Below are 23,523 nucleotides of genomic sequence, written 5' to 3' on the forward strand. Positions count from 1 at the left end.
TGTTTAAACTATTTCAGAATTAACCGCAAAAGTCACAAAAGATGAATTAAACTTTTATTTAAAGTTGATTATTATAAAATGAAAAAGTTCACAATAGTTTTTAAAATTTTTGATTTTTATTCTTTTGAGCGTTTTGGTTATTATAGAAATTCGCTTTAAGATTGTCTTTTGTACTTTTGCGGTTTAATAAAAGTTTAAACAAACTTATTATTACATTTTTTAATTTAATACTATGAATGGTAAAATAAGATCTGTATTTTTCATTTGTTTAGGGCTTCTTTTCGGGATGTCTGTAATGTACGTTTATAACAACTTCATTGCGGATAAAAAGGAAATTTCCTCTAAAAATCCAATAATTGAATACGGCAGTTCTGAGATTTCGGGTTCGGCATATTCGAGTCAGGAATCTATCGATCAGTTGACGGAAGAAAAAAAGGTTATTGCTTATGTTAAAAAAAATCATCAGCTTCCTGAGTATTACATCACCAAAAATGAAGCAAGAAAGATAGGCTGGAATCCTTCTAAAGGGAATCTGTGTGAGGTTTTGCCGGGAAAAGCAATTGGCGGAGATCACTTCAGCAATAGGGAAAGAACATTGCCTGAAGATGAAAAGTATTTTGAAGCTGATGTAAACTATCATTGCGGAAACAGAAATGCAGACCGGATTGTTTTCACGAAAGACGGCGATGTTTATCTGACGAAAAACCATTATAAGAGTTTTAAAAAGCAGTAGTTGTTGGTCATTGCGAGGAACGAAACTAGCCTGTGCTTAGCTCCTCGCAATGACTTACACTCACTGATTTAAAATTAAAAATAAAGTTATGAGTACAATATATATAGATTTTACGGACATCGGAGATTATGAAGATCTCTATGCCCAACTGAAAGAAAAGATCAAACTTCCTGAACATTTCGGAGATAATCTGGATGCACTTTCTGATGTAATTACAGGAGAACTGGAAATGCCTCTTCATATTGAGTTTGTAAATATGACGGTCGATCAGCTTGAAACTTTTGAAGATCTTCTTCTTACGCTTGAAGACGCTGAGGAAGAAACGGAAGACTTCACGTTCACTTATTTTCTCGAACAGTATGAAGATGATGAAGACGATTTAAACGAAGAGGAAGAATAATATAATCTACAACCCGCGGAATAATCTGCGGTTTTTTTATGCATTAAAGTTTAATCTTAAAAAAATACCAATAGCAATGATTCATTTCTTAAAATCAAGGCATATTTAAGGCATCTGTGTGGTATTAATAAATTTTCAATACACTTCACAAATTGTTAACTTTAGATCAAATTAATAGTAAAAAACTTATGATCATTTGTGAAAACCTTTTGTTTTCTCATGGCGCTGAACTGCAACACTATAATTCCGGCGATTATGTTTTTAAGGAAGAAAGCACTCCGAAATATTATCTGCAGATAAAAACCGGAACAGTAAAAATAAGCAGCTTTTTGGAAGACGGCAAAGAATTCATTCATGGAATTCCTTTCGATGGTCATTGCCTCGCCGAAACGTATATTTTCCACAATAAAAAGTATGCTGTAAGCGGAGTTGCAATTACAGATTGTGAAATCATTAGACTTGAAAAAAATAAATTCTTACAACTTTTATTAGAAAAACCTGAACTTCTTCTCACTATGTATTCTTACACCGCAGACCGTATGCGTTACAGACACATCACTGCTGCACCGTTTTCGTTCAGAGATCCGATTACAAAGCTTACTCTTATTATGTCTCATGTAAAAGCTCATTTTGGTTTTGAAGAACAATTTTCCTTTGTGATTCCTTATACAAGACAGCAATTAGCCTCCCTCACAGGAATGCGGATAGAAACCGTAATCCGCGCAATTAAAAAAATGGAACAGCAGAATATGGTAAAGATCGACAACAGTAAAATTTATATTTAAAAAACAAAAAAATCCTTAACCAAAAAGTTAAGGATTTTATCATTTATCTTTAAAGGAAAGTACTATTTTCCAATCACTTCCGTAATCGGATTTCCTACATTTCCGCTTGGAAACTGAATTTTAAGCAATGAAGAAACGGTAGGTGCAATATCGGTCATGAAGTACGCTTTATTGCTTTCACCATGTTGAATTCCCCATCCCATAAATATTAAAGGAATATGCGAGTCGTAAGAATTCCATACACTGTGCGTTGTCCCTGTTTTTGAATACGGAGGAAGCATGGAATCATGTGAAATCAACTGAATATCACCACTTCTCTGCCTGTTGATTCCGTTGATGATTCTTTGCTTGATAGGCTCCGGAATAGAAGCTTCCGAAACTTTATTTACCGGAACAGCATACAAATCTGAAGGATCGCTTTCAATTTCTTTTACCGTGAAATCTACAACGTCTTCTAACTTGATATTATTTTCTTTCAGTAATTTTCTGTCGAAATAAATCTGGTAATTATCCACCGCGTTGATTAATTTATCAACCCCGAATTTTTCTTTTAATTTAAGATTGACGTTTTTATCCATTCCGTCTCCGAAGAAACCTGTGGTGATCTTATGTTCCTGTAAAAAGCCTACAGAATGCGCACCGCCATGATCTGCTGAAAGGAAAACCGTATATTGCCCCTTTCCTACTTTAGAATCCAGATAATTGAAAAACTGGGCTAAATCTTTATCAAGTCGTAAATAAACATCTTCCACTTCTATAGAATTCGGTCCGAATTTATGTCCTGCATAATCCGTTGATGCCAAATTAATCGCTAACATATCCACCACATCGTCTCCTCCTAATTTTTCGCCTTCAATTGCGGCTTCCGCTAATTTCAGCGTTAATGTATTTCCGAATGGCGTGTAACGGATATTATCTTTTTTAGCCTGATAATCAGCAGCTAAATTGCTGTAAGGAAAAGTAGGCGTTTTGGCACTTCCCAACAATCCTTCCCATGAAGAATTATCCGGAGAACTTTCTGTGTACTGCTCGATGGGAAGCAAGGTATTCCAGCCATTAGCAACCAATTTATCCGGTAAATCCTGAGAATTGAAGGTTTTTACCCACTGTGGAAGATCATTCATATACCATGAACTTGTGATAAAGTCTCCTGTGGAATCATCAAACCAGAACGCTCCGTTCGGCGTATGTCCTGCCGGTAAAATAGACGCTCTGTCTTTTAAAGAAACCCCAATTACTTTTCCCTGAAAGTTGGTCGCAAGTCTCAATTCATCGGTAACTGTGGTAGACCATAGATTTTTCGGAGAATGACTTCCTACTTTGGCGTTGGTTGTTCCTACAGGTTTTACACTTTCATCTGTAGTACAGTAGACATTTTGCCCTGTTTCCTTATCCGTCCAGTCGTTTCCTGCAATCCCGTGAATTGCCGGAACAGAACCAGTGTAGATACAAGTGTGTCCTAAAGCTGTAACAGTAGGAACGTAAGGAATATGAACGTTATTTAAAGAATATCCTGTATTTAAAAGTCTTTTGAAGCCGTCGTTACCGTATTTGTTATAAAAACGGTATAAATAATCCCACCTCATCTGATCCACAACCAAACCTACTACCAGTTTTGGTCTTTCCAACTGAGAATTTTTGTTCTTCTGCGCATTGATTGTAATGACGGACAAAAAAGCAGCCGCCGCAACCGAAATTTTCCTAAGCATCCAGTAAAATTTTTATTGACCACAAATTTAAGGGTTTTGAAAGTTTTGATGTGTGAAATTATAATTAATTTTAAAGTTCTAATTTGACTTAATAACTATGAAATATTTTGTGTTGTTTTTAATAGCCTTTCCGTTCATAAAATTGTCTGCTCAAAAATATATTCCATTTGATTGTGATGATTTTAATTTCAACATTGAATCCAGTGCAAATACTTCTATAAGATTCATCAATCAGTCGGATTACTTTTCATCATTAAAAGATACGGTTATATTACCCCAAAAACCGTTAATAAAAGAAAATGAGAAACTTTATACAGAATTTCAGAAAAAATTTCCTAATAAGATTTCCACTCATTGCATTAAAGCTAAAACTTTTTCCAGAGGAGAAATTTCAGAAACCTCTTATTGTAGTCAAAGACAAAAGATTTTTCTCATTACAAAAGAAAAAAATTTTTACATTTTCAAACTGAATGCATTTGAAATTGATGATTTTCTATTATTTAATGAAGATGATGAAACAATATATTTCACAGAAAATTATCCGTTAATTCTGGATGAAGGTAAAATTATTTTTGATGTAGGACGCTCTTATCCGGGAAAACAAATCATTAATTATTATCAATTCGAAGATAAAAAAGTTAAATATGCATCAATTGATCTGCCTTTCGACTATAGAATTACCAAGTACAATATTGTTAAATATTCTAACTATAAAGTAATTACAGAACTTACAAGACATCAATTAAAAGAAACTTCTCCTAATTATTTTGAAAAAGACAAAGATGTATTTTGCAAAAAATTCATGATCATCAATTGATTCTGATGCAATGATCAAATTTCAGAATTTACAAAATATTATTTTCACGTAATTTCTTTAAAAAACACTTTCATTATTTTATTGAAATTAAATCAATTTTAATTAGCTTTGAAATTAACGTAAAAACACAACTTATTGCATCTCAAAAACATTTCTAATCATGAAAATTATCAGACCTTTTCTTTTTTCGGTATCTCTGTTGTTATTCGGTTGGCTGTTCATCAGCAATATCAACCTCATTAATGTTGCAGCAACGCTGAATGAAGCCGAAATCAATTCTGAAGTGGGAAAGGTAAATGCTTTCAGTAATATAGATCAGCTTAAGAAATTTACCATTGAAAAGATCAATTATCTGGAAGTGATTCGGGAAAGATTTTCGGAAAATGCCATGATACGAATTGTTGTGATTTCCGTTCTTGTTATGATTCAGATTTTGCTGTACGCCACAAAAAGCAGATTTCATGCCCAGAATTCTAAATTTTAATTCATGGAAATCAGAAAACTAAAAATATTTGAAGAAAATTTCATTCCTGATCCTGATTATAAAAGCTACGAAACTGAAAAGATTTTTGTGGTTTCAACCATCGAAACCGCAAATTCTTTTGAATTTAATCTGAGAGAAAAAAATCAATATTATAAAAAGATTGAGAATCCGAAAATTGATGACATTACCTGTTTTAATGATCTTATTCAGCAAGGTCATTCATTCGGCATTTTTGATGATGAAAAGCTTTGCGGATGGATCATCTGCGACTACCGAAAGAAAAACAACAGTCTTTTTATTGAAGATATCTGGATCAATAAGGAGTTGAGAAGACAGAATCTCGGGAGGTTACTGATCAAAAATATCAACCGTAAAGCCCGGAATCTGCAATGCAGAATTGTGGAAGCGGAACTTAGCAATACCAATTATCCTGCAATAAAATTTTTTCTGAAAGCCGGATTTCAATTTACAGGAATTAATACAAAATTATACAACAACTCCACTGAAACGGCTTTGTTTATGAGTTTTGATTTGATTTAATCAATCTTTATTTTCTATTGAAATTTAACTTATCCACAATTTTTTAAAAGTTACCCACAAACAACTAACAATTCTAGAACCGCTAATGATTACAAAAGCTTACATTCAGGAGTACGGCAATGGTAAAACAGAACCTGAATTTCTGGAGGTAAGAACTGTTTTGGAATCTAGAGGAGTTGACTGCGAATTTTTTACCATCAAAAAATTACATCGAAATCACATCCAGCTTAGTGAAGAAACACTGATTGTCGGAGATCACTCAGCAATGGTATATATTTTCAAAAGATTGGGGATCACTCCATTCACCTCATCTTACCCTCAAAGTTTAAGGCATTATTTAAAGCGAAGTGTTTGGGAAACAACTGTGAAAAAACTCATGATGCAAAGTCATGAAGAATCTTTAAACACTTTTGTAAAACCGAAATTTAAAACCAAGCTTTTCACAGGATTTGTCATCAATTCACAACATGATCTTCTCCGCCTTGAATCATTTTCAAAAGAGACGGCGTTATTCTGTTCATCAACCGTTGAATGGCTTTCTGAGTTTCGGGTTTTCGTGAATCATTCTGAAATCGTGGGAATAAAAAATTACAGTGGCAACGAAAATCTTCAGTTGGATATGGATATGGTAAAAACTGCCATTAAAGATTTTGAAAATTCACACGAAAGAACAGATGCTTATGGAATAGATTTCGGAATTCTGAGCAGTGGAGAAACTGCATTAGTTGAATGGAATGATGGTTTTGCATTGGGTTCTTATGGTTTGGACAAGGATATTTATACGGATCTTTTAATAAACAGATGGAAAGAACTCTTTAGCATTTCAAACCTTAATTTATAGAGTTATTTTTTATTTATCCTTTATTATTAAATTCAACCGCTTTTAAGCTCGGAATGGTGTTTAAATTTATCTAATCTTTAATTTCACTCAGCTCAAATTCCATTTTTTTGACAGTAAAAATTGCGGACAGTGACTTTCTGATAAAAAACAAACATCAATATTTTCTTATTTTTCACTGAATTCTTTAGTAAAAAAAGCACTTTTAACAGGTTTAAAATTAAAAAATTATAGATTTCATATTTAATCACATAAATAATTACATTTAAATTATTTATATCTTTTATATTATATGATTAATAAAAAAGTCGTAAAAAAGCACATTTTTGACATTTTCACAAATTCAAAAAATAGTGATTTAACATAATTAAATACACTTTTTTGTGAATTAAACAAACATTTATAACAAAATAACTAATAAAATATTAATAATTTATCATATTATTTATATATTTACAATTGTAAAAAAATATGATAATGAAAAACAAATTTATTTCAGTAATAAGTCTGGGTATTGTATTTATTTGTAATGCACAAGTTGGAATTAACACAAGCAATCCTGCAAGTACACTGGACATTAAAGGATCTTTTGCAACACCTTACAAAGCCGTAACGGCAACCACCTATTCATTATTAAATTCAGATCACTATTTAGATTACAGAGGAACCTCTGCTGCTGTGTGGACTCTTCCGGCAGCTTTGGCATCTCCGGCAACTTTCGGAGGAAGGATCTATGAAATCCGTAACGGAAGTAATTTTGACGTTACAATTAATCTTAGTGGTTCGGAAAAAATAGATGTTTCCACCACAGCGGTCAATCAGTCTGGTTTTACGATTCCCGCAGGATATTATGCAACTGTTAAAAATACAGGGCTCACCTCCGGAACAACCTGGGTTGTAACACTTCTTACCACAGGCAATAGCAGTTCTGCAAATTCTACAGGTTTCAGTACATCAATTTTAGGGTACATTCCTGTTAAAACTTCTCAGAGAGCAGTTCCGGCAACCTTTGGAGGAGTTTCCGTTACAGAAAGAGGATGTAAAAAGTGGTCCGGAACAGGAGCAAATGGTCATACATATTGCGCTTATCAGTTGGGAGGTGCAAAAAACTTCTACGACACATTTACTTTTGCAAAACAAGTGGGAGGATATATTTCTACAATTACTTCCAATGCGGAAAGAACATTTATTTACAACAATCTTTTATCAAATACAACAGGCTACTCGCTTAATAACAGCATCTGGATAGGCTATAACAAGGTGGCGTATCCCGGTAACAGCAATCAGTTCACATGGATCACCGGAGAAGACTGGACGATCGACTGGACGACCTCTCCAAATTCAACCCCGCAAAACTTCTTTGCAACCGGGGAACCCAACAACAGCGGAGGAACGGAAGGCTCATGCCACATTTTCCCAACTTCCGTCAACAGTTCAAGACAATGGAATGATCTTACAGGAAGTCTTACGGTAAGCGGAGGTGTGAGTTTTGATCAGGTTATTTTAGAATTTAATGAAGACTAAACAATAAAACATAAATTGAACATGAAAAATAAAATTATAACTATAAGCTTTGTATTGTCCATTTTTTCGATAGTGAATAGTCAGGTAGGTATTAATACCAATACTCCCGGAAGCACCTTAGATGTTAAAGGATCTTTTGCTACTCCTTATAAACAGAGTACAGCCACTTCATATAGTTTTTTATCTACTGACGAATACCTGGATTATAGAGGAACCGCCGCTGCAACATGGTCTCTTCCTGCAGCCGTAGCCTCACCTGCTACATTTGGCGGCAGAGTGTACGAAATAAGAAACGGAAGTGCTTTCGATGTTACGATTACCCCTAATGGTACTGAAAAAATAGATGTTTCCAATGTAGCTACAGCTCAGGCAAGTTTCACGATTCCTGCAGGCTACTATGCTGTAATTAAAAATACAGGGGCAACTTCGGGCACAACCTGGGTAGTCTCTTTGCTTACTTCAGGAAACTCATCATCATCTGGTTCAGCAGGATTCAGTACATCTATTTTGGGATACGTTCCTGTGAAAACTTCACAAAGAGCTGTTCCTGCAACATTCGGAGGGGTAAGTGTTTCAGAAAGAGGATGCAAGAAATGGTCAGGAACAGGTTCCAACGGACATACTTACTGTGCTTATCAGCTTGGAGGGGGCAAAAACTTTTATGATACTTTTACTTTTGCGAAGCAGGTAGGAGGATATGTGGTTACCATTACTTCCAATGCAGAAAGAACATATATTAATACCAATATCTTAGCAAACACAACAGGTTACAATCTTAATAACAATATCTGGATCGGATATAACAAAGTGGCTTATCCGGGAAACTCCACAGAGTTTACATGGATTACCGGTGAAGACTGGACCATTGACTGGACGACTTCTCCAAACTCAACCCCTCAAAGTTTCTTTGCAAGCGGTGAACCCAATAATAGTGGAGGAACAGAGGGATCCTGCCATATTTACAGTACATCAGGCAATGCCTCAAGACAATGGAACGACTTAATAGGAACCTCTACTACATTTAATTTGAGTGCTTTTGATCAGGTTATTTTAGAATTTAATGAAGATTAAAAACTGAAAAATTATGAATTTAAATCTTTATTAAAATCAACAAAAATAAAAGGCTGTCTCAAAACAGAGAACAGCCTTTTTTATATCTAAATGTGAGTTTTTCTTAAAACTTCAAATCTCCATTCACTTCTCTTACTGCATTCGCAGCTTCAGCAAATTTCAATTGCTCTTCCGCAGTAAGCGTTACGTTTACGATTTTTTCCACACCGTTTGCTCCAATAATTGCAGGAACACCAAGGCAGATATCATTTTGTCCGTACTCTCCTTCAAGCATTAAAGAACAAGGGATCATTTTTTTCTGATCGCAAGCAATCGCCTGAACCATTACAGAAACTGCTGCTCCCGGAGCATACCAAGCTGAAGTTCCTAATAATTTGGTAAGCGTTGCCCCTCCTACTTTGGTTTCTTCAATAACGTATTTCTGCTGTTCAGCATCTAAGAATTCTGTTACAGGTACTCCGTTTCTTGTTGCTTTGCTTAATAGTGGAAGCATTCCGGTATCACTGTGAGCAGCGATTACCATTCCGTCTACGTCAGAGATCGGAGCTTCTAAAGCTTCTGCCAATCTGTATTTGAATCTTGCAGAGTCTAATGCACCACCCATTCCGATGATTTTGTGCTTAGGAAGACCTGAAGTCTTGTGTACCAGATAAGCCATTGTATCCATTGGGTTAGAAACCACGATAATGATTACTTCCGGAGAATGTTTTACTAAGTTTTCTGTAACTTCTTTTACGATTCCCGCGTTGATTCCGATTAGCTCTTCTCTCGTCATTCCCGGTTTTCTTGGAATCCCTGAAGTAATAACCGCTACATGAGAACCTGCAGTTTTGCTGTAATCTCCTGTTGTTCCGGTAATTTTTGTATCGAATCCGTTAAGCGATGCTGTCTGCATCAAATCCATTGCTTTACCTTCTGCGAAACCTTCTTTAATGTCTACTAAAACTACTTCTGAACAGAAGTTTTTCATTGCGATGTATTCTGCACAGCTTGCTCCTACAGCGCCTGCACCTACTACAGTTACTTTCATAATATACTTAATTTATTGTTTTTTAATGGTATTATGGAACTTTACAGTTTCATAATATAACTTTTAAAATTTATTTATCTGAATTGTTTATCCACATTTGGTTTACAAATGAGAACTCCCAAATTTAATAATTCCTGAAAAATTGGGCAATCTTTCAGGAATTTAATTATCTTTAAAAGTGATATTTATATTTTAAATCGCTATTAATGAACGTTTAGAAGAAATGCATACAGTTTTTTAGCTCCAGATAAAACTTCATCGTAATTTTTTTCAGAAACTTCGCGATCCAGAACTTCTTTGAAATTCTTCCACATAGATCCTGTATTTTCGCGGTAACAGCCGAAGAAATTGAAAGTAACATCATCAAATCCTTCTGTTTTGGAAAGCTGTTTTGCAATAACATTTCCTCCCAGGGTAGAACCTTCGATCACATACATTGCTCCCAAAGCTTCATTTTCACTGGAAAAACTCAATTCTTCAGTAGCCTTTTGATGATCGAGATCCAGACTTTTAAGATCCTGCTCAATTAAAGGAAGTTTTTTTCTTTCCTCAAGCTGAAGTTTTTCTGAGAATTTTTCAGAAAGACGGCTGAAAATTTTATCCTCGGAATGAAGAAGCATAAGATAATTTCTGCCAATGATCTTTTTATAATCTTCCAGTGTAAAAGTTCTGTCGAATATTTTTTTAGAGTTAAAAAGTTTTTCTGCGGCATCGTGAAATTCTGCCGTATTTTGTTTTAGATATTCAGATACCATACCGGAATTTTAAAGTAAATTTTTAATTAAGGTTTTTTAAAGGTGAGGATGAAAGTAGTTCCGTTTTTACTGCTTTCGTAATCTACGCTTCCGCCAAGTCTCTGCATTATTCTGTGTACGATGGATAGCCCTACTCCGTTTCCTTTAAACTTCTTCGCATTATCCATCCTGTTGAAAATTTTAAACATTTTATGCTTATTTGCTTCAGGAATTCCGATTCCGTTGTCTGTAATTCTGTAGACTACCGTGTCTTCTTCTTCCGTTCCGCCGATAATTACTTTCGGTTTTTCCTGATGGGAAGAATATTTTATGGCGTTATTGATGATGTTTAAAAATACCTGATGAAGCATTGTTTTATCGGCAAGAACATCGGGACAATCATTAATGACCACTTCGCTTTCTGAAGTATCAAACGTTATTTTAGCATTTTCAGAGATCTTCGCGATGGTTTGTGCCGTCTGTAACCCTTCGAGTTCTATTTCGCTGTGTTTGGCACGGCTCAACTGGAGTACATCATGCATCATTTCCGCAATATTGTCGATTTCCTCGATGATGGAATTGATTTTGTTTCTGCTTTTGTCTGAACCGTCTGTAAGACTTTTCAGAAGCATTTGGGCGTTCAGTTTCATTACCGTAAGCGGAGTTCCCAAATCGTGGGAAATCGTATAAGAGAAACTATCCAGTTCTTCGTTTACTTTTTTAAGCTCATCATTAAGCCTTTTAATGGTAATGTAATTTTTATGAGACGTTTCAAGGATCAGATCACGAACTGCCTGTAATGCGGCAACGTTTCTGGAGTTCCATCTTTTAGAATTTCCTTTGATGTCCTCGGTAAAGATCTGGAAAGACGTTCTTGGAGAAACCACCTGTGTCTGTTCTCCGTTTTTCACAATCACATCTATTTTCTTTTCAGGATTTCCTGCCCAGTCGATGTGTTCATCAAATTCTTTACGGAACCAGATCAGCAGATTATTTTTAGATTTTTCAATAAAATAAAAAGCCACTCCTGCACATTTTTCGTCAAGACCAATTTCTTCTCCATGGTCTTTCAGAAAACTTCTGCTGAGATAGATATTTTCGTCTATATTTTTGTGCGCCCACTGTATGAGATTTTCAATAATACTCTCATCGGGCGTTTCTCCTTCCGTAACGATTTTTTCATCTGCTACAATTGCCAGTCCGTCTGCTTCGGGAAGATCTTTTATTTCAGATTTATTCTCAATTAAAGAATCAAAAAGATTGTTGTATTTTAAGAATTCTTCTTTTAATCGGGAACATTTTTCATTAAGATACAGCCGGTATTCCAGTTCTTTTTTTGATCTGAATGACGAGTAGGCATTGGACGCCAAAGCCGTAAAAATTCCTGCCTGAACACGGTCTTCAAGATCAATGTGTTTCGGTTCGGAATTCTGGCAGGTAACCAGTCCCCAAAGATAATCATCAATAATAATAGATATACTGAAACTGGAAGACGCTCCTGAATTTTTAATGTACTGCGCATGAATAGGCGACATTCCGCGTGATCCCGAATAAGTAAGATCTATTATTTCATCAGATTTACTGTATATTGGAATGGTCTCCGAATGAACGTTGCTGAAAATTCTTTTTCTTTTTTTAAGATAAAGTTCTCTTGCCTGTCTCGGAATGTCGGATTCCGGATAATGAAGACCGAGATAGCTCTCTATGTTTTCATCTCTTTTCTCAGCGATTACTTTTCCGGAGCCGTCCATCATGAATTTGTAAACCATCATTCGGTCGTAATTCACGATTTTTGAGAGGGTATTTAAAAGCTGATCCCAAATTTCCTGTTCATCTTCAATAATGTAGAAATTATCGTATTTGTTGGAAATTCTTTTGTTGGGATTAATGATCACTTTTTCAAATTCAAGGAAAATTTTCCCTTTGCTTCTGAAAACGGAGAAATGATACTCTATACCATCAATAAAGATCTTGTCAAAATATGTTTCGTTTTCTCTTCTGGTAAAGTCGGCTAAAGAGTTGTATATCTCAGATTCTATAATGCTTTTAAAGCTTTCCGGAAAATCCGTAAGCTTCTTATCAAAAAGCACATTTGCGTTTTCGATATTAAATATATCCTCAATATTCTTACTAAAAAAAGCTATGGAATGAGACCCTGCATCAATGCCAATCAGATAACCAAAACTTTGTATGTAGCCCGGAATATGGATAGGCTCCTCATGACACTCAACAAAATTCATATAATATTTTGACCTATCAAATATACGACTTTTTTTATCTAATCGGATTTTTTCTCTATAAACGCATACCACAAAAAGTTATAAAATTTCAGCAGAATATGGCTTTTAAAGAATATTTTTCTCTGTTCATCGGATATACAGAAAATTTAAAACCAACATTATCATAATCATCGTTAACTAAATTTAACCATAAAACGTTATAAATTTTCCCAATTAGTATAAATCCGGAAAACCTACCTAAAAACAATCAAAAACACTTTTATTTTTACAGAAAAAACATATCCTCGATTATAAATATTTAAAATCAGGGATATGTTTAAATTATTGGGGCTTTTCTACTCCTGAGAAATTTCAGTTCGTTGAAAATAAATTCCTGTAGTTATACTTCTTTTTCGAAATAAAGCATATAATATTTTCCGTTTTCGTCTTCACCCTGAGCGAGTTTCTGTCGGTCTCCGTGGATGTAGATGTGGAAGTTTTTGTCTAATTTGATGATGCTTTTAAAATGTCTCTGCGTTTTCTTTACCGCGGCTTCACTAATGGGAAATTCTTCCGCAATATTAATCTGCATATCCTGTTCGTAGTCGGTTTTAAAGTTGTTGAAACTTTCTATGACGTGTTCGTCGCCCAAAACTTCGGCAGCAAATTCATCAAGCTTAAATTCTTCCTTTTCTTTGAAAAAATTGATCGATTTATTTAAAAAATCTGCCTGATCTGCTTTGGAAACTTCAAATTCCTGAGGCAACTGCTTTGTGATATAGTCTTTATACACCATTAAAGCTTCCTGCGTATGAAAATATTCGTCGTCTCGTTGTTTTACCTTCAAAAAATCTTCGAACCAGTAATACATATCTCCATTTTTGTTGTTGTCTACAACTGAAAGAACGTATCCTGTTTCTTTATCATTATTATAGATTAACGCCGCTTTATCTATTTTAGACAAACCAATTCCCTGATCTTTTTCGATGTCGAAAGTTTCATCATTGGGAGCAATTTTAAGGAAAGATTCTCTTTTTTCGGTCTTAAAAATTCCAATCTTGTCTACTCTTTCGGTTCCTTCTCTTTCGTCCTCGAAATACACAATGAATAATTCTCCGCCCTGAACTCTAGGGTTTTCAGCAGCTTCAAAAAGATGTTTGGCGATGTTTTCAGATTCCCAAAGGAATTTCGAATTGTCATCAAAAATTTCGGAAACCGAACTGTACACGGGATTATTTACGAGATAAGAATCGCTGTAAAAATGGAAGGTTTCTTCTGATTTAAAGGAACCTAAGAAGTAATTTTCCAGCAGTTCCGCCATTCCTTCTTCCAACTGCAATTCTTCCTGAGAAAGCGTTAAAGATTCTCCGTTGATTTTATTTCCGACTCTATGTACTACGATTTTTGAAAACATTTCCTGAATATTTTTGGACTGCAAAGATATTAATTAAATCAGATAATCAACAGGATTTCCATAATGATAAATATGCTATCATTATGATAAGATTTTGAAGGATTTTTAAAATTAAAACAAATAAACAAAACATTAATAATCAACACTTTAATTTAAATTAAAATTCAAAGGCATTTCTTTGGCAGCATCATTCTCAAAACATAAGAATATGGACTTAAAAACTTTGAACAGAATAGATAAGCTGAGAAGATTAAAAAGCAGAGGACCGCAAACCCCAAAGTGGCTGAAACCGTATCATCTTCTGATTGTTGCTTTTTTGGCTGTTTTTACTTTCGGAGCATTTATTAAAATTTTGGAACTTAATCAACAATAATATGAACTATTTAGAAGCCGCACAGGAAATTAAAGAAGTGATTCCCGAGATTGAAAATGAGCTGAAACAAAACAGAAAACAAAATTCCTACAGCGTCATTCAGACGTTTACAGACAATATCAAAGACAGAATTAAGCAAAATGACCGGAATATTCTGTTTCTATGCCTGAAAAAAATGGATGATATTTACAGAAACGGAGATGCCGTACTTAAAAACGCTGTGGAACATACGTTTATTTATTCACTGGACAATTCTACTGCTTTCTGCAGTGAGGAGTACCGAAAAATGATCTTTAGTCATATTTCCAAGGATCTTCAGACGGTCTATTCCAGACAAATCTACAACCACGGTATCTGAGTTTATTACATTTTTTGAAGATCTTGTTACAAATGCACTAAAATTTAAAAATAAAAACCTCATTAAAAATCAACCGATTATGAAATCTAAAATAAGAAGAATTTCTGACTGGAAAACACTTCAAACCAGCACTAACAGACACAATATTGAAATTCTGGCAACGCATATCGCTGTAATTGTAGGAGTTTTTGTTTTTGCAGCCATTCTGTAAAATTTGGTACAGTTTTCGCCGCAATAGAAAGTGTTACGAAAAATATTAATTATGATGAATGTACAGATGCCAACTATTGATCAAAAAATAGCGAGTGAGTATTTAAAATTTTTCTATCCACCCCTTCGCACAGAAATTACCCAATTGTCTATACAGGATAATTTTGCCGGGATTATGCAGGCAACCATTAACTATCTTAAAAAGCTTCTTCACGAATCTAAAGTGAATATCATTGCCCATCACATCAAACTGATGGAAATGATCTATAAAGGAGGAGATTCTTATGTGAAAGATATGATTGAAAATCTTTTTGTGCGGTCTTTTGAAAGCTTTAAAAAGCACGCCAAAATCTCCCACTGGAAACTTCTTTACCAATATATGCCTGTGACTTTTCAGGTGATCTACAACGATCAGCGTAAGCAGGACAAGATCTTTTTTGGGAAATAAATTAATTTTTAAACACAGTTTCGGCGAAGCCTTTGGCTTCGCCGAAACTTTTTAATTCTTCTTTAAAAAAGTCTGTTTTACCGTTTGAAGTTCTTTGTCGTTCATTTTTGAAGACTTCTTCAGTTTGGCTACAAAAACATCTACTTCTTCAGCAGTTGAAGGACAGCCCAGATTTTCGTTTTTATCGTTGAAAGAATCTGCAAGAACTTCCCCTTTCGGATTCAAAACGAGCCAGAACGGAAGTCCGGCATCTTTTCCTTTGTATTTTTCCATCAATACTTCCCCATCCGGATTTTCAAGCTTTTTCTTTTCGCCCATTTCCTGAACATCTATATAGGCAGTAACAAATTTTTTATCAAAAATCGGCTTTGTTTCCGGTAAATTCATGTTCTTTTCCATAACGTGACACCATTTGCACCACGAAGCGTGAAACATCAGCAAAACATTTTTATTTTTGGATTTAGCTTCGGTAAGCGCTTTGTTTAAAACAACATCCGCTTTTTCCTGAGCAAAATGTAACTGGAATAATAATAAGCCTAAAAATAAGAGGATTTTAGAAATTTTCATTTTGGATCTGATTTAATTTCTACGAATTTAAACATTTTCTCTGTGCTTTAAAATATTCAGGCAAAAAATTAAATTACCTCCAATTCTTTTATTTTTGTAAACAAATATTTTAAATGAAGTGGAAAAGTACAATCTTCCTACTTTTTACAATTATCTTTTGTGAAGCGCAGATTTCCGAAAAAGTAAAAATGTTAGCCAAACCTTTAGATACAATACAGTATGCAGAATCTTCACACATCGGAATCGGTGGTGAAAGGAGTAAACTGTATGATGATTTCAGAAAATTAGCAAAAAATGCTACCAATGATGAGCTTTTTTATCTGGCAAAAAACGGAAGCAATTCTTTAAGATTATATTCCGGAAAAGAACTTTTTAAAAGAAACGATAAGAGATTTCTTGAGATCTATCAATATTATCATGACAATCCTTTATTCATGAAATATATAAATGGCTGTATGGGAAAAGAAGATCATATTGCCAACCATTTGATGGATGAAATGTATGCAGCAAAGGAAATTATTTCCATTCGAGATTCTATTTCAAAAGAGAAAACAGATAATTTTACTAAAGCTCAACTGAAAAGTATTGAGGATGAAGGCTATGAAAAACTGAAAAAGAAAGAAATACAATTTTTTCTGGATCATTTGGTAAAAAAGAAATAATAAACATGAAAGAAAAACTACTTTGTCTACTCTATTTTTTGATAATTGTGAATATTTCCGCACAAATCCTTCGCCAAAGGTCATTAAAAAAGAATTTATTTTTGAAGAAGGAGCATATTTCAAACAGTGTCATGCATCTACAATGGAACAGTCCTCGGACGGACATCTTTTGGCAAGTTGGTTTGGAGGCAGTCATGAAGGTGCTAAAGATGTTGTGATCTGGGGAGCCCGTTCCGATGGAAAAACATGGAGCTCTCCTGAAATCTGGGCAAATGGAAAAGTTAACGATTCTCTGCGTTATCCCTGTTGGAATCCTGTCTTATTCAGATCGAAAAAAGATAAGATTATCTATCTCTATTATAAAGTAGGACCCAATCCGCGGGAATGGTGGGGAATGGTTAAAACATCAAGAGATAACGGAAAAACCTGGGAAAAAGCACAGCGGTTACCAGATTCTATTCTTGGTCCCATCAAAAACAGACCCATTGAGCTCGCCAATGGCGATATTATTTCCCCATCAAGCAGAGAAATCAATGAAAATAGATGGAAGGCTCATGTGCAAATCAGCAGGGATCACCAGAAAACATGGACATCGTATTCCATAGATTCTGCTTCAGCATTTAATGTGCTCCAACCGAGTATTCTTTTACATAAAAATGGTAAACTGCAGGTTTTATGCAGAAGTAAAGAAGGAGTAATTGCAACCTCATGGTCACAAAATAATGGGATGAACTGGAGTCCTTTAACCGCAACAAATCTTCAGAATCCTAACTCCGGAACAGATGCTATTGGTTTTAAAGATTTTTTTCTGATTGTATACAATCCTGAGCTTCCCGGAAAAGACTGGTGGGAAGGCCGCACAAAGTTACGACTGGCTTATTCTTACGACGGGATCAACTGGAAAGATCTCCTTTCGTTAGAGGATGAAAAAAAGGGAGAATTCAGCTATCCGACTATTTTTAAAGATGCAAAGGGATTGGTTCACATTACTTATACTACAATAGAGTAAATATTAAACACTGCATATTAAAATTATAACGTACGGTTTATATTAAAAATAAAATCCCGAGCTTCGCTCGGGGATTTTCTATATTATATGACTTATTAAGTCTTATTTCACTTCTTCGAAGTCTGCATCCTGTACATCTTCTGCACCTCCTGCATTTCCTGCGTTCTGCGCTCCTGCATCAGCTCCCGGCTGTTGTCCTGCTGCGTACAATTCTTCTGAAGCTGCCATCCAAGCTGCATCTAAAGCTTCTGTTTTAGCTTTTACGTCATCTGCATTTTTAGCTTCGAAAGCTGTTTTCAATTCTCCGTGAGCAGTTTCAATAGCTGCTTTTTTATCAGCAGATAATTTCTCACCAAACTCTTTCAATTGCTTTTCAGTCTGGAAGATCAATCCGTCTGCTTTGTTGAAGATTTCAACTTCTTCTTTTTTCTTAGCATCGGCAGAAGCATTTTCCTGAGCTTCTTTCTTCATTCTTTCGATTTCTTCGTCAGAAAGACCGGAAGAAGCCTGAATTTTAATAGACTGCTCTTTACCGGTTCCTTTATCTTTAGCAGAAACACTTAAGATACCGTTTGCGTCGATATCGAATGTTACTTCGATTTGAGGAACTCCTCTTGGCGCTGGCGGAATATCTGTAAGGTCGAATCTACCGATTTCTTTGTTATCGTTGAACATTGGTCTTTCTCCCTGTCCTACTCTGATGCTTACAGCCGGCTGGTTGTCAGAAGCTGTAGAGAATACCTCAGATTTTTTAGTTGGGATCGTAGTGTTTGCTTCAATTAATTTAGTGAAAACAGAACCCATAGTTTCGATACCTAAAGAAAGTGGCGTAACGTCTAATAAAAGAACATCTTTTACATCACCTGTCAATACACCCCCCTGAATCGCTGCACCAATCGCTACAACCTCATCCGGGTTAACTCCTTTAGACGGTTTTTTACCGAAGAATTTCTCCACTTCTTCCTGAATAATCGGGATTCTTGTAGAACCTCCTACCAAGATTACCTCGTCGATATCTGAAGTAGATAAACCTGCATCTTTCAAAGCTTTCGCAACCGGCTCCATAGATCTTCTTACCAAATCCGCAGATAACTGCTCGAATTTAGCTTTCGTTAAAGTCTTTACTAAGTGTTTAGGACCTGTAGCCGTAGCTGTAATATATGGAAGGTTAATTTCTGTCTGTGGAGAAGAAGACAACTCGATTTTTGCTTTTTCAGCAGCTTCTTTCAATCTTTGTAATGCGATTGCATCAGACTTTAAGTCAACCCCTTCTTCAGCTTTGAATTCATCTGCCATCCAGTTGATAATTACATCATCAAAATCATCACCTCCTAAGTGTGTATCTCCGTTTGTAGACAATACTTCGAATACACCATCTCCTAAATCTAGGATAGAGATATCGAAAGTACCACCTCCTAAATCGTATACTGCGATTTTCTGATCTTTATGATTTTTATCCAAACCGTAAGCCAATGCAGCAGCAGTAGGCTCATTGATGATTCTTTCTACTTTAAGACCTGCGATTTCACCCGCTTCTTTTGTAGCCTGTCTCTGTGCATCGTTGAAGTACGCAGGAACCGTAATTACCGCTCTTGTTACTTCCTGACCAAGATAATCTTCAGCAGTTTTCTTCATTTTCTGAAGCGTCATTGCAGAAATTTCCTGTGGAGTATATTCTCTGTCGTCGATTTTTACTTTTACGGTATCGTTTGGTCCGGAAACTACTTCATAAGGTACTCTTGAAATTTCTTTCGCATCCTCTTTAAAGTGAGTTCCGATAAATCTTTTAATTGAATATACTGTTTTCTTTGGATTCGTTACCGCCTGTCTTTTTGCAGGATCTCCTACTTTTCTTTCACCATCTTCTGTAAACGCAACGATAGACGGCGTTGTTCTTTTACCTTCTGCGTTAGGAATAACAACAGGGTCTTTACCCTCCATTACAGCAACACAAGAGTTGGTTGTTCCTAAGTCAATTCCAATTATTTTACTCATAATATTTTTATATTTTTTCTAATTTTTAATTTTAATTTACACTCAGTATTTCTCAATATTTATACCATTCAAAATTTTGTGACAAATTGACAGAAACAATCTGAAACAGGAAAAAATAATTTTATTTTTCAGCTTGAAAATTTTAGAAATACAGTTTAAAATAAACCTAAACTTTACTTTTTAAATGATTTGAATTTTTGTCACAAAACGTTTTAATACTTGTTAAACCATATCAATTTTGTCACTTAACGGCTATTTATTATATAATTCATTTATTTTAAATTAAAAATACAGAACGGAACTGCAATTTTTCAGATAGTTTTAATAACTTTAATGGATTGCAAAAATCATCCGGTTTCAGAATCCTTTTAGCTCTAAAATTTAATTAAAGCTTAACGCAAAAAGGTTTCAAAGGATACCACGAATTATTATTTTTGATAAATTATACATTAGAGAATGTCATTACATTTCAATCCGAGAGATATTACCTGGCTTGCCTTCAACGAGAGGGTTTTACAGGAAGCCATGGACGAAAAAGTCCCTTTACATTTAAGAATCCGTTTTTTAGGAATTTTCTCCAACAATTTAGACGAATTTTTCCGTGTGCGGGTTGCAGGTTTGAAACGCGCCATGGATTTCAAAGAAAAAGTAATTGCAGAATCTTTTTATCAGCCGCCTTCCAAAATTCTCCAGAAGATCAATGATATTGTGATGCGACAGCAGCAGAATTTCGATAAAACGTGGAAGAAAATTCTTGCTGAAATGGCGGAACATCATGTTTACATTAAAACAGCTAAAAATTTATCTGCTAATCAGAAAGAGTTTGTAAGAAAATATTTTGATGAAGTGGTAGAATCCAACGTTATTCCTATTCTGCTTCATGAAAATACACCGATGCCTTACATGCGGGACAAAAGTCTTTATCTGGGTGTCGCGATGAGGAAAAAAGATTGGCAATATTCCAGCAATTATGCCATTATTGAAATTCCTTCAAGATTTGTAGGAAGATTTGTTCTGCTTCCGTCCGAAGATGTGGAAGAGAAAAATGTAATGCTTTTGGAAGATGTCATCACCTTCAATTTGCCTCATATTTTCTCCTATTTCGGATATGATGAATTTGCAGCCAATGCTTTCAAAGTAACCAAAGATGCCGAACTGGAACTTGATAATGATATCCGTACCAATTTTGCCGAAAAAATAGAAAAAGGCTTAAAAAACAGAAGAAAAGGAAAACCCACCCGTTTTGTTTTCGATAAAGATATGGACAAGGCTCTTCTTGAGATGCTGATCCGAAAATTAAACCTGACGAAAAAAGACAGCATTATTCCCGGAGGAAAAATTCATAATTTTAAACATTTCATGGATTTCCCGGATGTTTTTGAAAGGTATGAAAAGCCTGTTGAAAGAACTTCTTTTACCCACCCCGCTTTTGAAAATACAGAAAGAGTAACGGATGTTATTCTGAAACACGATGTTCTTCTCACCTTCCCTTATCACAAATACAATCCTGTAATTGATCTTCTTCGTGAAGCGGCAATGGATCCCGATGTAAAGTCCATCCAGATCACAGCCTATCGTCTGGCGAGCAGTTCGAAAATTATCAATGCTTTAATTTATGCGGCAAGAAATGGTAAAGAAGTGACGGTAATGCTTGAGCTTCAGGCAAGATTTGATGAAGAATCTAATCTGGAGTGGAAGGAAATGCTGGAACCGGAAGGAATCAACGTATTAATAGGTATTCCGAACAAAAAAGTTCATGCAAAATTATGTGTCATTAAAAAAAGATCTCATAATAAAACAATCCAGTACGGTTTTGTAAGTACCGGAAATTTCAATGAGAAAACTGCGAGAATTTATGGAGATCATCTGTTAATGACGGCAGACCGCGGAATTATGGCAGATATTAATAAGGTATTCAATGTTCTGAAAAAACCGAAAGACGATTATCTTCCGATTTTAAAAACCTGCAAAAATCTTCTCGTATGTCCGCAGTTCATGCGTGAAAAGATTGTACATCATATTGATAAAGAAATTGAAGAAGCCAAAGCGGGAAGACGAGCAGAAATAATCGTTAAAGCCAATTCTGTAAGCGACCGTTCCCTGATTGAAAAGTTATACGAAGCGGCACAAGCCGGAGTTGTCATCAGAATGATTGTAAGGGGAATTTACTGCGCTGTCAATCAGAAAGATTTTAAAGAAAAAATAAAGGCAATAAGCATTGTAGATGAATATCTGGAACATGCCAGAGTGATGTATTTTTACAATAAAGGAGCCGAAGATATGTATATTTCTTCCGCAGACTGGATGACGAGGAATCTGGATTACAGAATTGAAGCTGCCGCAAAGATTACGGATAAAAATCTGAAGAAAGAACTGAAAGATATTCTCGACATACAGTTGAAAGATAATGTAAAAGCACGTATTTTAGACAAAAAACTGAGCAACGAATACATTCACAATCCGAAGGAAGAATGCCGTTCTCAGATTGAAACCTATCGATATTTAAAAGCCAAAACAAAGAAAAAATGAAGATCGCAGCCATAGATATAGGAAGTAATGCAGCCCGACTTTTGATTAATGAAGTAAAAATTAACAATAAACAACCCGAATTCATCAAACTTAATCTTTTGAGAATTCCTCTGAGACTGGGAATGGATGTCTTTACCTTAGGAAAAATAGGTGAAGAAAGGGAAAAAATGGTGATCGACTCGATGAAGATTTTCAGCGATCTGATGAAAATCTATAAGGTGGAACATTACAGAGCCTGTGCTACGAGCGCCATGCGTGACGCAGCCAACGGACAGGAAATTATTGAAGAGGTGAAAAGAACTTCAGGAATTAATATTGAAATAATTTCCGGTGATGAAGAGGCTACTCTGGTTTTTGAAAATCATGTGGCAGAAGGACTGGATAAGGAATTTGCCTATTTGTATATTGATGTCGGCGGCGGTTCTACGGAACTTACCTTTTACGAAAACGGGAAAATGAAATACGAAAAATCTTTCAATATCGGAACCATCCGTTTGCTGAACAATCTGGTGACACCCGACAACTGGAAAGATATGAAGGAAGAGATCAGAAAAAATATCAACAGCAAAAAGCCGATTGTTGCCATCGGTTCAGGAGGAAATATCAACAAAGTTTTCTCCATGAGCAAAACGAAAGACGGCAAACCGATGTCTCTTTCTCATCTTAAAAAGGTATATAAGGAGTTTGATGATCTTACGGTTGATGAAAGAATGACAAAATACAATCTCCGCGAAGACAGAGCCGATGTTTTGGTTCATGCTTTACATATCTTCAATAATGTGATGACATGGTCGGAAATCAACAGGATTTTTGTTCCGAAAATATCTGTTGCAGATGGTTTAATTCACAATATTTACACCAAATTACAGGATAAAAAATAAGATTTTCTTTAATAAATTACAGAACCGGTCATTTACTGATCGGTTTTTTATTTTGGCAAAGGTTTACGAGTTTGTTTGATAGTTTCGGCGGGGGGGGCGCCGCCGCCGAAACTATCAAACCCTTATCAATTAGGTTAAATAATACCCAAATTTCAAAAAACGCAAAAAAATTGTATAATTTTTGATACCACAT

Annotated in this window: 24 protein-coding genes; 17 read left to right on the forward strand and 7 right to left on the reverse strand. The window is 35.2% G+C overall.

Translation table 11 applies throughout. The features are described 5' to 3' along the window. Window positions 1–232 precede the first annotated feature (232 nt). The 3 genes from B0E34_RS09990 to B0E34_RS10000 all read left to right on the forward strand — a co-directional run bounded on the left by B0E34_RS09990 (window position 233) and on the right by B0E34_RS10000 (window position 1,918). A complete protein-coding gene (locus B0E34_RS09990; RefSeq protein WP_087709133.1) occupies window positions 233–733 on the forward strand; it encodes a ribonuclease domain-containing protein in 501 nt (166 codons plus the stop codon). Window positions 734–821: 88 nt separating this feature from the next. Then, window positions 822–1,133, forward strand: coding sequence for a barstar family protein (locus B0E34_RS09995; protein ID WP_087709134.1), 312 nt, complete (start codon window positions 822–824; stop codon window positions 1,131–1,133). Between the two features lie 188 nt (window positions 1,134–1,321). Then, window positions 1,322–1,918 (forward strand): Crp/Fnr family transcriptional regulator, encoded by a 597-nt coding sequence (locus B0E34_RS10000; protein ID WP_087709136.1) that lies wholly within the window; start codon window positions 1,322–1,324, stop codon window positions 1,916–1,918. 62 nt (window positions 1,919–1,980) lie between these two features. Here the strand turns inward: B0E34_RS10000 and pafA are convergent, their stop codons facing one another. Continuing rightward, window positions 1,981–3,627 carry an alkaline phosphatase PafA gene (gene pafA / locus B0E34_RS10005; protein WP_087709138.1) on the reverse strand — a complete coding sequence of 549 codons (1,647 nt, stop codon included), beginning with the start codon at window positions 3,625–3,627 and terminating at the stop codon, window positions 1,981–1,983. Between the two features lie 142 nt (window positions 3,628–3,769). Between pafA and B0E34_RS10010 the strand changes: the two genes are divergently transcribed. From B0E34_RS10010 to B0E34_RS10035, 6 genes are all read left to right on the forward strand, one after another. Then, window positions 3,770–4,444 (forward strand): hypothetical protein, encoded by a 675-nt coding sequence (locus B0E34_RS10010; RefSeq protein WP_123956600.1) that lies wholly within the window; start codon window positions 3,770–3,772, stop codon window positions 4,442–4,444. 160 nt (window positions 4,445–4,604) lie between these two features. Next, a complete protein-coding gene (locus B0E34_RS10015) occupies window positions 4,605–4,928 on the forward strand; it encodes a hypothetical protein (RefSeq protein WP_087709142.1) in 324 nt (107 codons plus the stop codon). A gap of 3 nt (window positions 4,929–4,931) precedes the next feature. Then, a complete protein-coding gene (locus tag B0E34_RS10020) occupies window positions 4,932–5,468 on the forward strand; it encodes a GNAT family N-acetyltransferase (protein ID WP_087709144.1) in 537 nt (178 codons plus the stop codon). An 85-nt stretch (window positions 5,469–5,553) separates the two neighbouring features. Beyond that, entirely contained in the window at window positions 5,554–6,309 is a 756-nt protein-coding gene (locus B0E34_RS10025) for an ATP-grasp domain-containing protein (RefSeq protein WP_087709145.1), read from the forward strand. Between the two features lie 474 nt (window positions 6,310–6,783). Then, entirely contained in the window at window positions 6,784–7,830 is a 1,047-nt protein-coding gene (locus tag B0E34_RS10030) for a C-type lectin-like domain-containing protein (protein WP_087709147.1), read from the forward strand. Window positions 7,831–7,851: 21 nt separating this feature from the next. After that, window positions 7,852–8,901, forward strand: a complete 1,050-nt coding sequence (locus tag B0E34_RS10035) for a C-type lectin domain-containing protein (protein ID WP_123956602.1) — start codon at window positions 7,852–7,854, stop codon at window positions 8,899–8,901. A gap of 103 nt (window positions 8,902–9,004) precedes the next feature. Here the strand turns inward: B0E34_RS10035 and B0E34_RS10040 are convergent, their stop codons facing one another. The 4 genes from B0E34_RS10040 to B0E34_RS10055 form a co-directional block, all read right to left on the reverse strand. Beyond that, window positions 9,005–9,931: a malate dehydrogenase gene (locus B0E34_RS10040; RefSeq protein ID WP_029294870.1), complete on the reverse strand. Its 927-nt coding sequence runs from the start codon at window positions 9,929–9,931 to the stop codon at window positions 9,005–9,007. Window positions 9,932–10,134: 203 nt separating this feature from the next. Further along, the gene (locus B0E34_RS10045; protein WP_087709151.1) at window positions 10,135–10,686 is read right to left on the reverse strand and encodes a biliverdin-producing heme oxygenase; all 552 of its coding nucleotides are present in this window, start codon (window positions 10,684–10,686) and stop codon (window positions 10,135–10,137) included. 26 nt (window positions 10,687–10,712) lie between these two features. Beyond that, window positions 10,713–12,905, reverse strand: coding sequence for an ATP-binding protein (locus B0E34_RS10050; protein ID WP_087709153.1), 2,193 nt, complete (start codon window positions 12,903–12,905; stop codon window positions 10,713–10,715). A gap of 379 nt (window positions 12,906–13,284) precedes the next feature. Continuing rightward, window positions 13,285–14,298 (reverse strand): nucleoid-associated protein, encoded by a 1,014-nt coding sequence (locus B0E34_RS10055; protein ID WP_087709155.1) that lies wholly within the window; start codon window positions 14,296–14,298, stop codon window positions 13,285–13,287. Window positions 14,299–14,506: 208 nt separating this feature from the next. Here B0E34_RS10055 and B0E34_RS21315 point away from each other — a divergent pair, with 208 nt between their 5' ends. From B0E34_RS21315 to B0E34_RS10065, 4 genes are all read left to right on the forward strand, one after another. Continuing rightward, entirely contained in the window at window positions 14,507–14,671 is a 165-nt protein-coding gene (locus tag B0E34_RS21315) for a hypothetical protein (RefSeq protein WP_165762972.1), read from the forward strand. 1 nt (window position 14,672) lies between these two features. Further along, a complete protein-coding gene (locus B0E34_RS10060) occupies window positions 14,673–15,029 on the forward strand; it encodes a DUF7674 family protein (protein WP_076396440.1) in 357 nt (118 codons plus the stop codon). A 79-nt stretch (window positions 15,030–15,108) separates the two neighbouring features. After that, window positions 15,109–15,240 (forward strand): hypothetical protein, encoded by a 132-nt coding sequence (locus B0E34_RS21720; protein ID WP_262484739.1) that lies wholly within the window; start codon window positions 15,109–15,111, stop codon window positions 15,238–15,240. A 51-nt stretch (window positions 15,241–15,291) separates the two neighbouring features. Next, a complete protein-coding gene (locus B0E34_RS10065; protein ID WP_087709157.1) occupies window positions 15,292–15,687 on the forward strand; it encodes a DUF7674 family protein in 396 nt (131 codons plus the stop codon). Between the two features lie 51 nt (window positions 15,688–15,738). On the opposite strand, the gene B0E34_RS10070 is transcribed toward B0E34_RS10065, so the two are convergent. Further along, the gene (locus B0E34_RS10070; RefSeq protein WP_087709158.1) at window positions 15,739–16,254 is read right to left on the reverse strand and encodes a thioredoxin family protein; all 516 of its coding nucleotides are present in this window, start codon (window positions 16,252–16,254) and stop codon (window positions 15,739–15,741) included. A gap of 113 nt (window positions 16,255–16,367) precedes the next feature. On the opposite strand from B0E34_RS10070, the gene B0E34_RS10075 reads away from it, so the two are divergent. Further along, window positions 16,368–16,916 (forward strand): hypothetical protein, encoded by a 549-nt coding sequence (locus tag B0E34_RS10075; protein ID WP_087709160.1) that lies wholly within the window; start codon window positions 16,368–16,370, stop codon window positions 16,914–16,916. Window positions 16,917–16,938: 22 nt separating this feature from the next. Continuing rightward, window positions 16,939–17,925 carry a sialidase family protein gene (locus tag B0E34_RS10080; protein ID WP_228423050.1) on the forward strand — a complete coding sequence of 329 codons (987 nt, stop codon included), beginning with the start codon at window positions 16,939–16,941 and terminating at the stop codon, window positions 17,923–17,925. Between the two features lie 102 nt (window positions 17,926–18,027). On the opposite strand, the gene dnaK is transcribed toward B0E34_RS10080, so the two are convergent. Next, entirely contained in the window at window positions 18,028–19,920 is a 1,893-nt protein-coding gene (gene dnaK, locus B0E34_RS10085) for a molecular chaperone DnaK (protein ID WP_087709164.1), read from the reverse strand. A 456-nt stretch (window positions 19,921–20,376) separates the two neighbouring features. On the opposite strand from dnaK, the gene ppk1 reads away from it, so the two are divergent. After that, window positions 20,377–22,449: a polyphosphate kinase 1 gene (gene ppk1, locus B0E34_RS10090; protein WP_087709166.1), complete on the forward strand. Its 2,073-nt coding sequence runs from the start codon at window positions 20,377–20,379 to the stop codon at window positions 22,447–22,449. After that, window positions 22,446–23,330: a Ppx/GppA phosphatase family protein gene (locus B0E34_RS10095; RefSeq protein ID WP_087709168.1), complete on the forward strand. Its 885-nt coding sequence runs from the start codon at window positions 22,446–22,448 to the stop codon at window positions 23,328–23,330. Before ppk1 ends, B0E34_RS10095 begins: the two co-directional genes overlap by 4 nt. Window positions 23,331–23,523 lie beyond the last annotated feature (193 nt).

It is taken from the genome of Chryseobacterium mucoviscidosis (assembly GCF_002177115.1).
GTDB classification, from domain to species: Bacteria; Bacteroidota; Bacteroidia; order Flavobacteriales; family Weeksellaceae; genus Chryseobacterium; species Chryseobacterium mucoviscidosis.

Coding starts and splice junctions, on each gene's coding strand:
- B0E34_RS10095 (WP_087709168.1), top strand. CDS start 22,446: ATGAAGATCGCAGCCATAGATATAGGAAGTAATGCAGCCCGACTTTTG.
- B0E34_RS10045 (WP_087709151.1), bottom strand. CDS start 10,686: ATGGTATCTGAATATCTAAAACAAAATACGGCAGAATTTCACGATGCC.
- B0E34_RS10040 (WP_029294870.1), bottom strand. CDS start 9,931: ATGAAAGTAACTGTAGTAGGTGCAGGCGCTGTAGGAGCAAGCTGTGCA.
- B0E34_RS10065 (WP_087709157.1), top strand. CDS start 15,292: ATGATGAATGTACAGATGCCAACTATTGATCAAAAAATAGCGAGTGAG.
- B0E34_RS10000 (WP_087709136.1), top strand. CDS start 1,322: ATGATCATTTGTGAAAACCTTTTGTTTTCTCATGGCGCTGAACTGCAA.
- B0E34_RS10020 (WP_087709144.1), top strand. CDS start 4,932: ATGGAAATCAGAAAACTAAAAATATTTGAAGAAAATTTCATTCCTGAT.
- B0E34_RS10035 (WP_123956602.1), top strand. CDS start 7,852: ATGAAAAATAAAATTATAACTATAAGCTTTGTATTGTCCATTTTTTCG.
- B0E34_RS09995 (WP_087709134.1), top strand. CDS start 822: ATGAGTACAATATATATAGATTTTACGGACATCGGAGATTATGAAGAT.
- B0E34_RS21315 (WP_165762972.1), top strand. CDS start 14,507: ATGGACTTAAAAACTTTGAACAGAATAGATAAGCTGAGAAGATTAAAA.
- B0E34_RS10030 (WP_087709147.1), top strand. CDS start 6,784: ATGAAAAACAAATTTATTTCAGTAATAAGTCTGGGTATTGTATTTATT.
- B0E34_RS10050 (WP_087709153.1), bottom strand. CDS start 12,905: ATGAATTTTGTTGAGTGTCATGAGGAGCCTATCCATATTCCGGGCTAC.
- B0E34_RS10060 (WP_076396440.1), top strand. CDS start 14,673: ATGAACTATTTAGAAGCCGCACAGGAAATTAAAGAAGTGATTCCCGAG.
- B0E34_RS10070 (WP_087709158.1), bottom strand. CDS start 16,254: ATGAAAATTTCTAAAATCCTCTTATTTTTAGGCTTATTATTATTCCAG.
- B0E34_RS10015 (WP_087709142.1), top strand. CDS start 4,605: ATGAAAATTATCAGACCTTTTCTTTTTTCGGTATCTCTGTTGTTATTC.
- B0E34_RS10075 (WP_087709160.1), top strand. CDS start 16,368: ATGAAGTGGAAAAGTACAATCTTCCTACTTTTTACAATTATCTTTTGT.
- B0E34_RS09990 (WP_087709133.1), top strand. CDS start 233: ATGAATGGTAAAATAAGATCTGTATTTTTCATTTGTTTAGGGCTTCTT.
- dnaK (WP_087709164.1), bottom strand. CDS start 19,920: ATGAGTAAAATAATTGGAATTGACTTAGGAACAACCAACTCTTGTGTT.
- ppk1 (WP_087709166.1), top strand. CDS start 20,377: ATGTCATTACATTTCAATCCGAGAGATATTACCTGGCTTGCCTTCAAC.
- B0E34_RS21720 (WP_262484739.1), top strand. CDS start 15,109: ATGAAATCTAAAATAAGAAGAATTTCTGACTGGAAAACACTTCAAACC.
- B0E34_RS10025 (WP_087709145.1), top strand. CDS start 5,554: ATGATTACAAAAGCTTACATTCAGGAGTACGGCAATGGTAAAACAGAA.
- B0E34_RS10055 (WP_087709155.1), bottom strand. CDS start 14,298: ATGTTTTCAAAAATCGTAGTACATAGAGTCGGAAATAAAATCAACGGA.
- pafA (WP_087709138.1), bottom strand. CDS start 3,627: ATGCTTAGGAAAATTTCGGTTGCGGCGGCTGCTTTTTTGTCCGTCATT.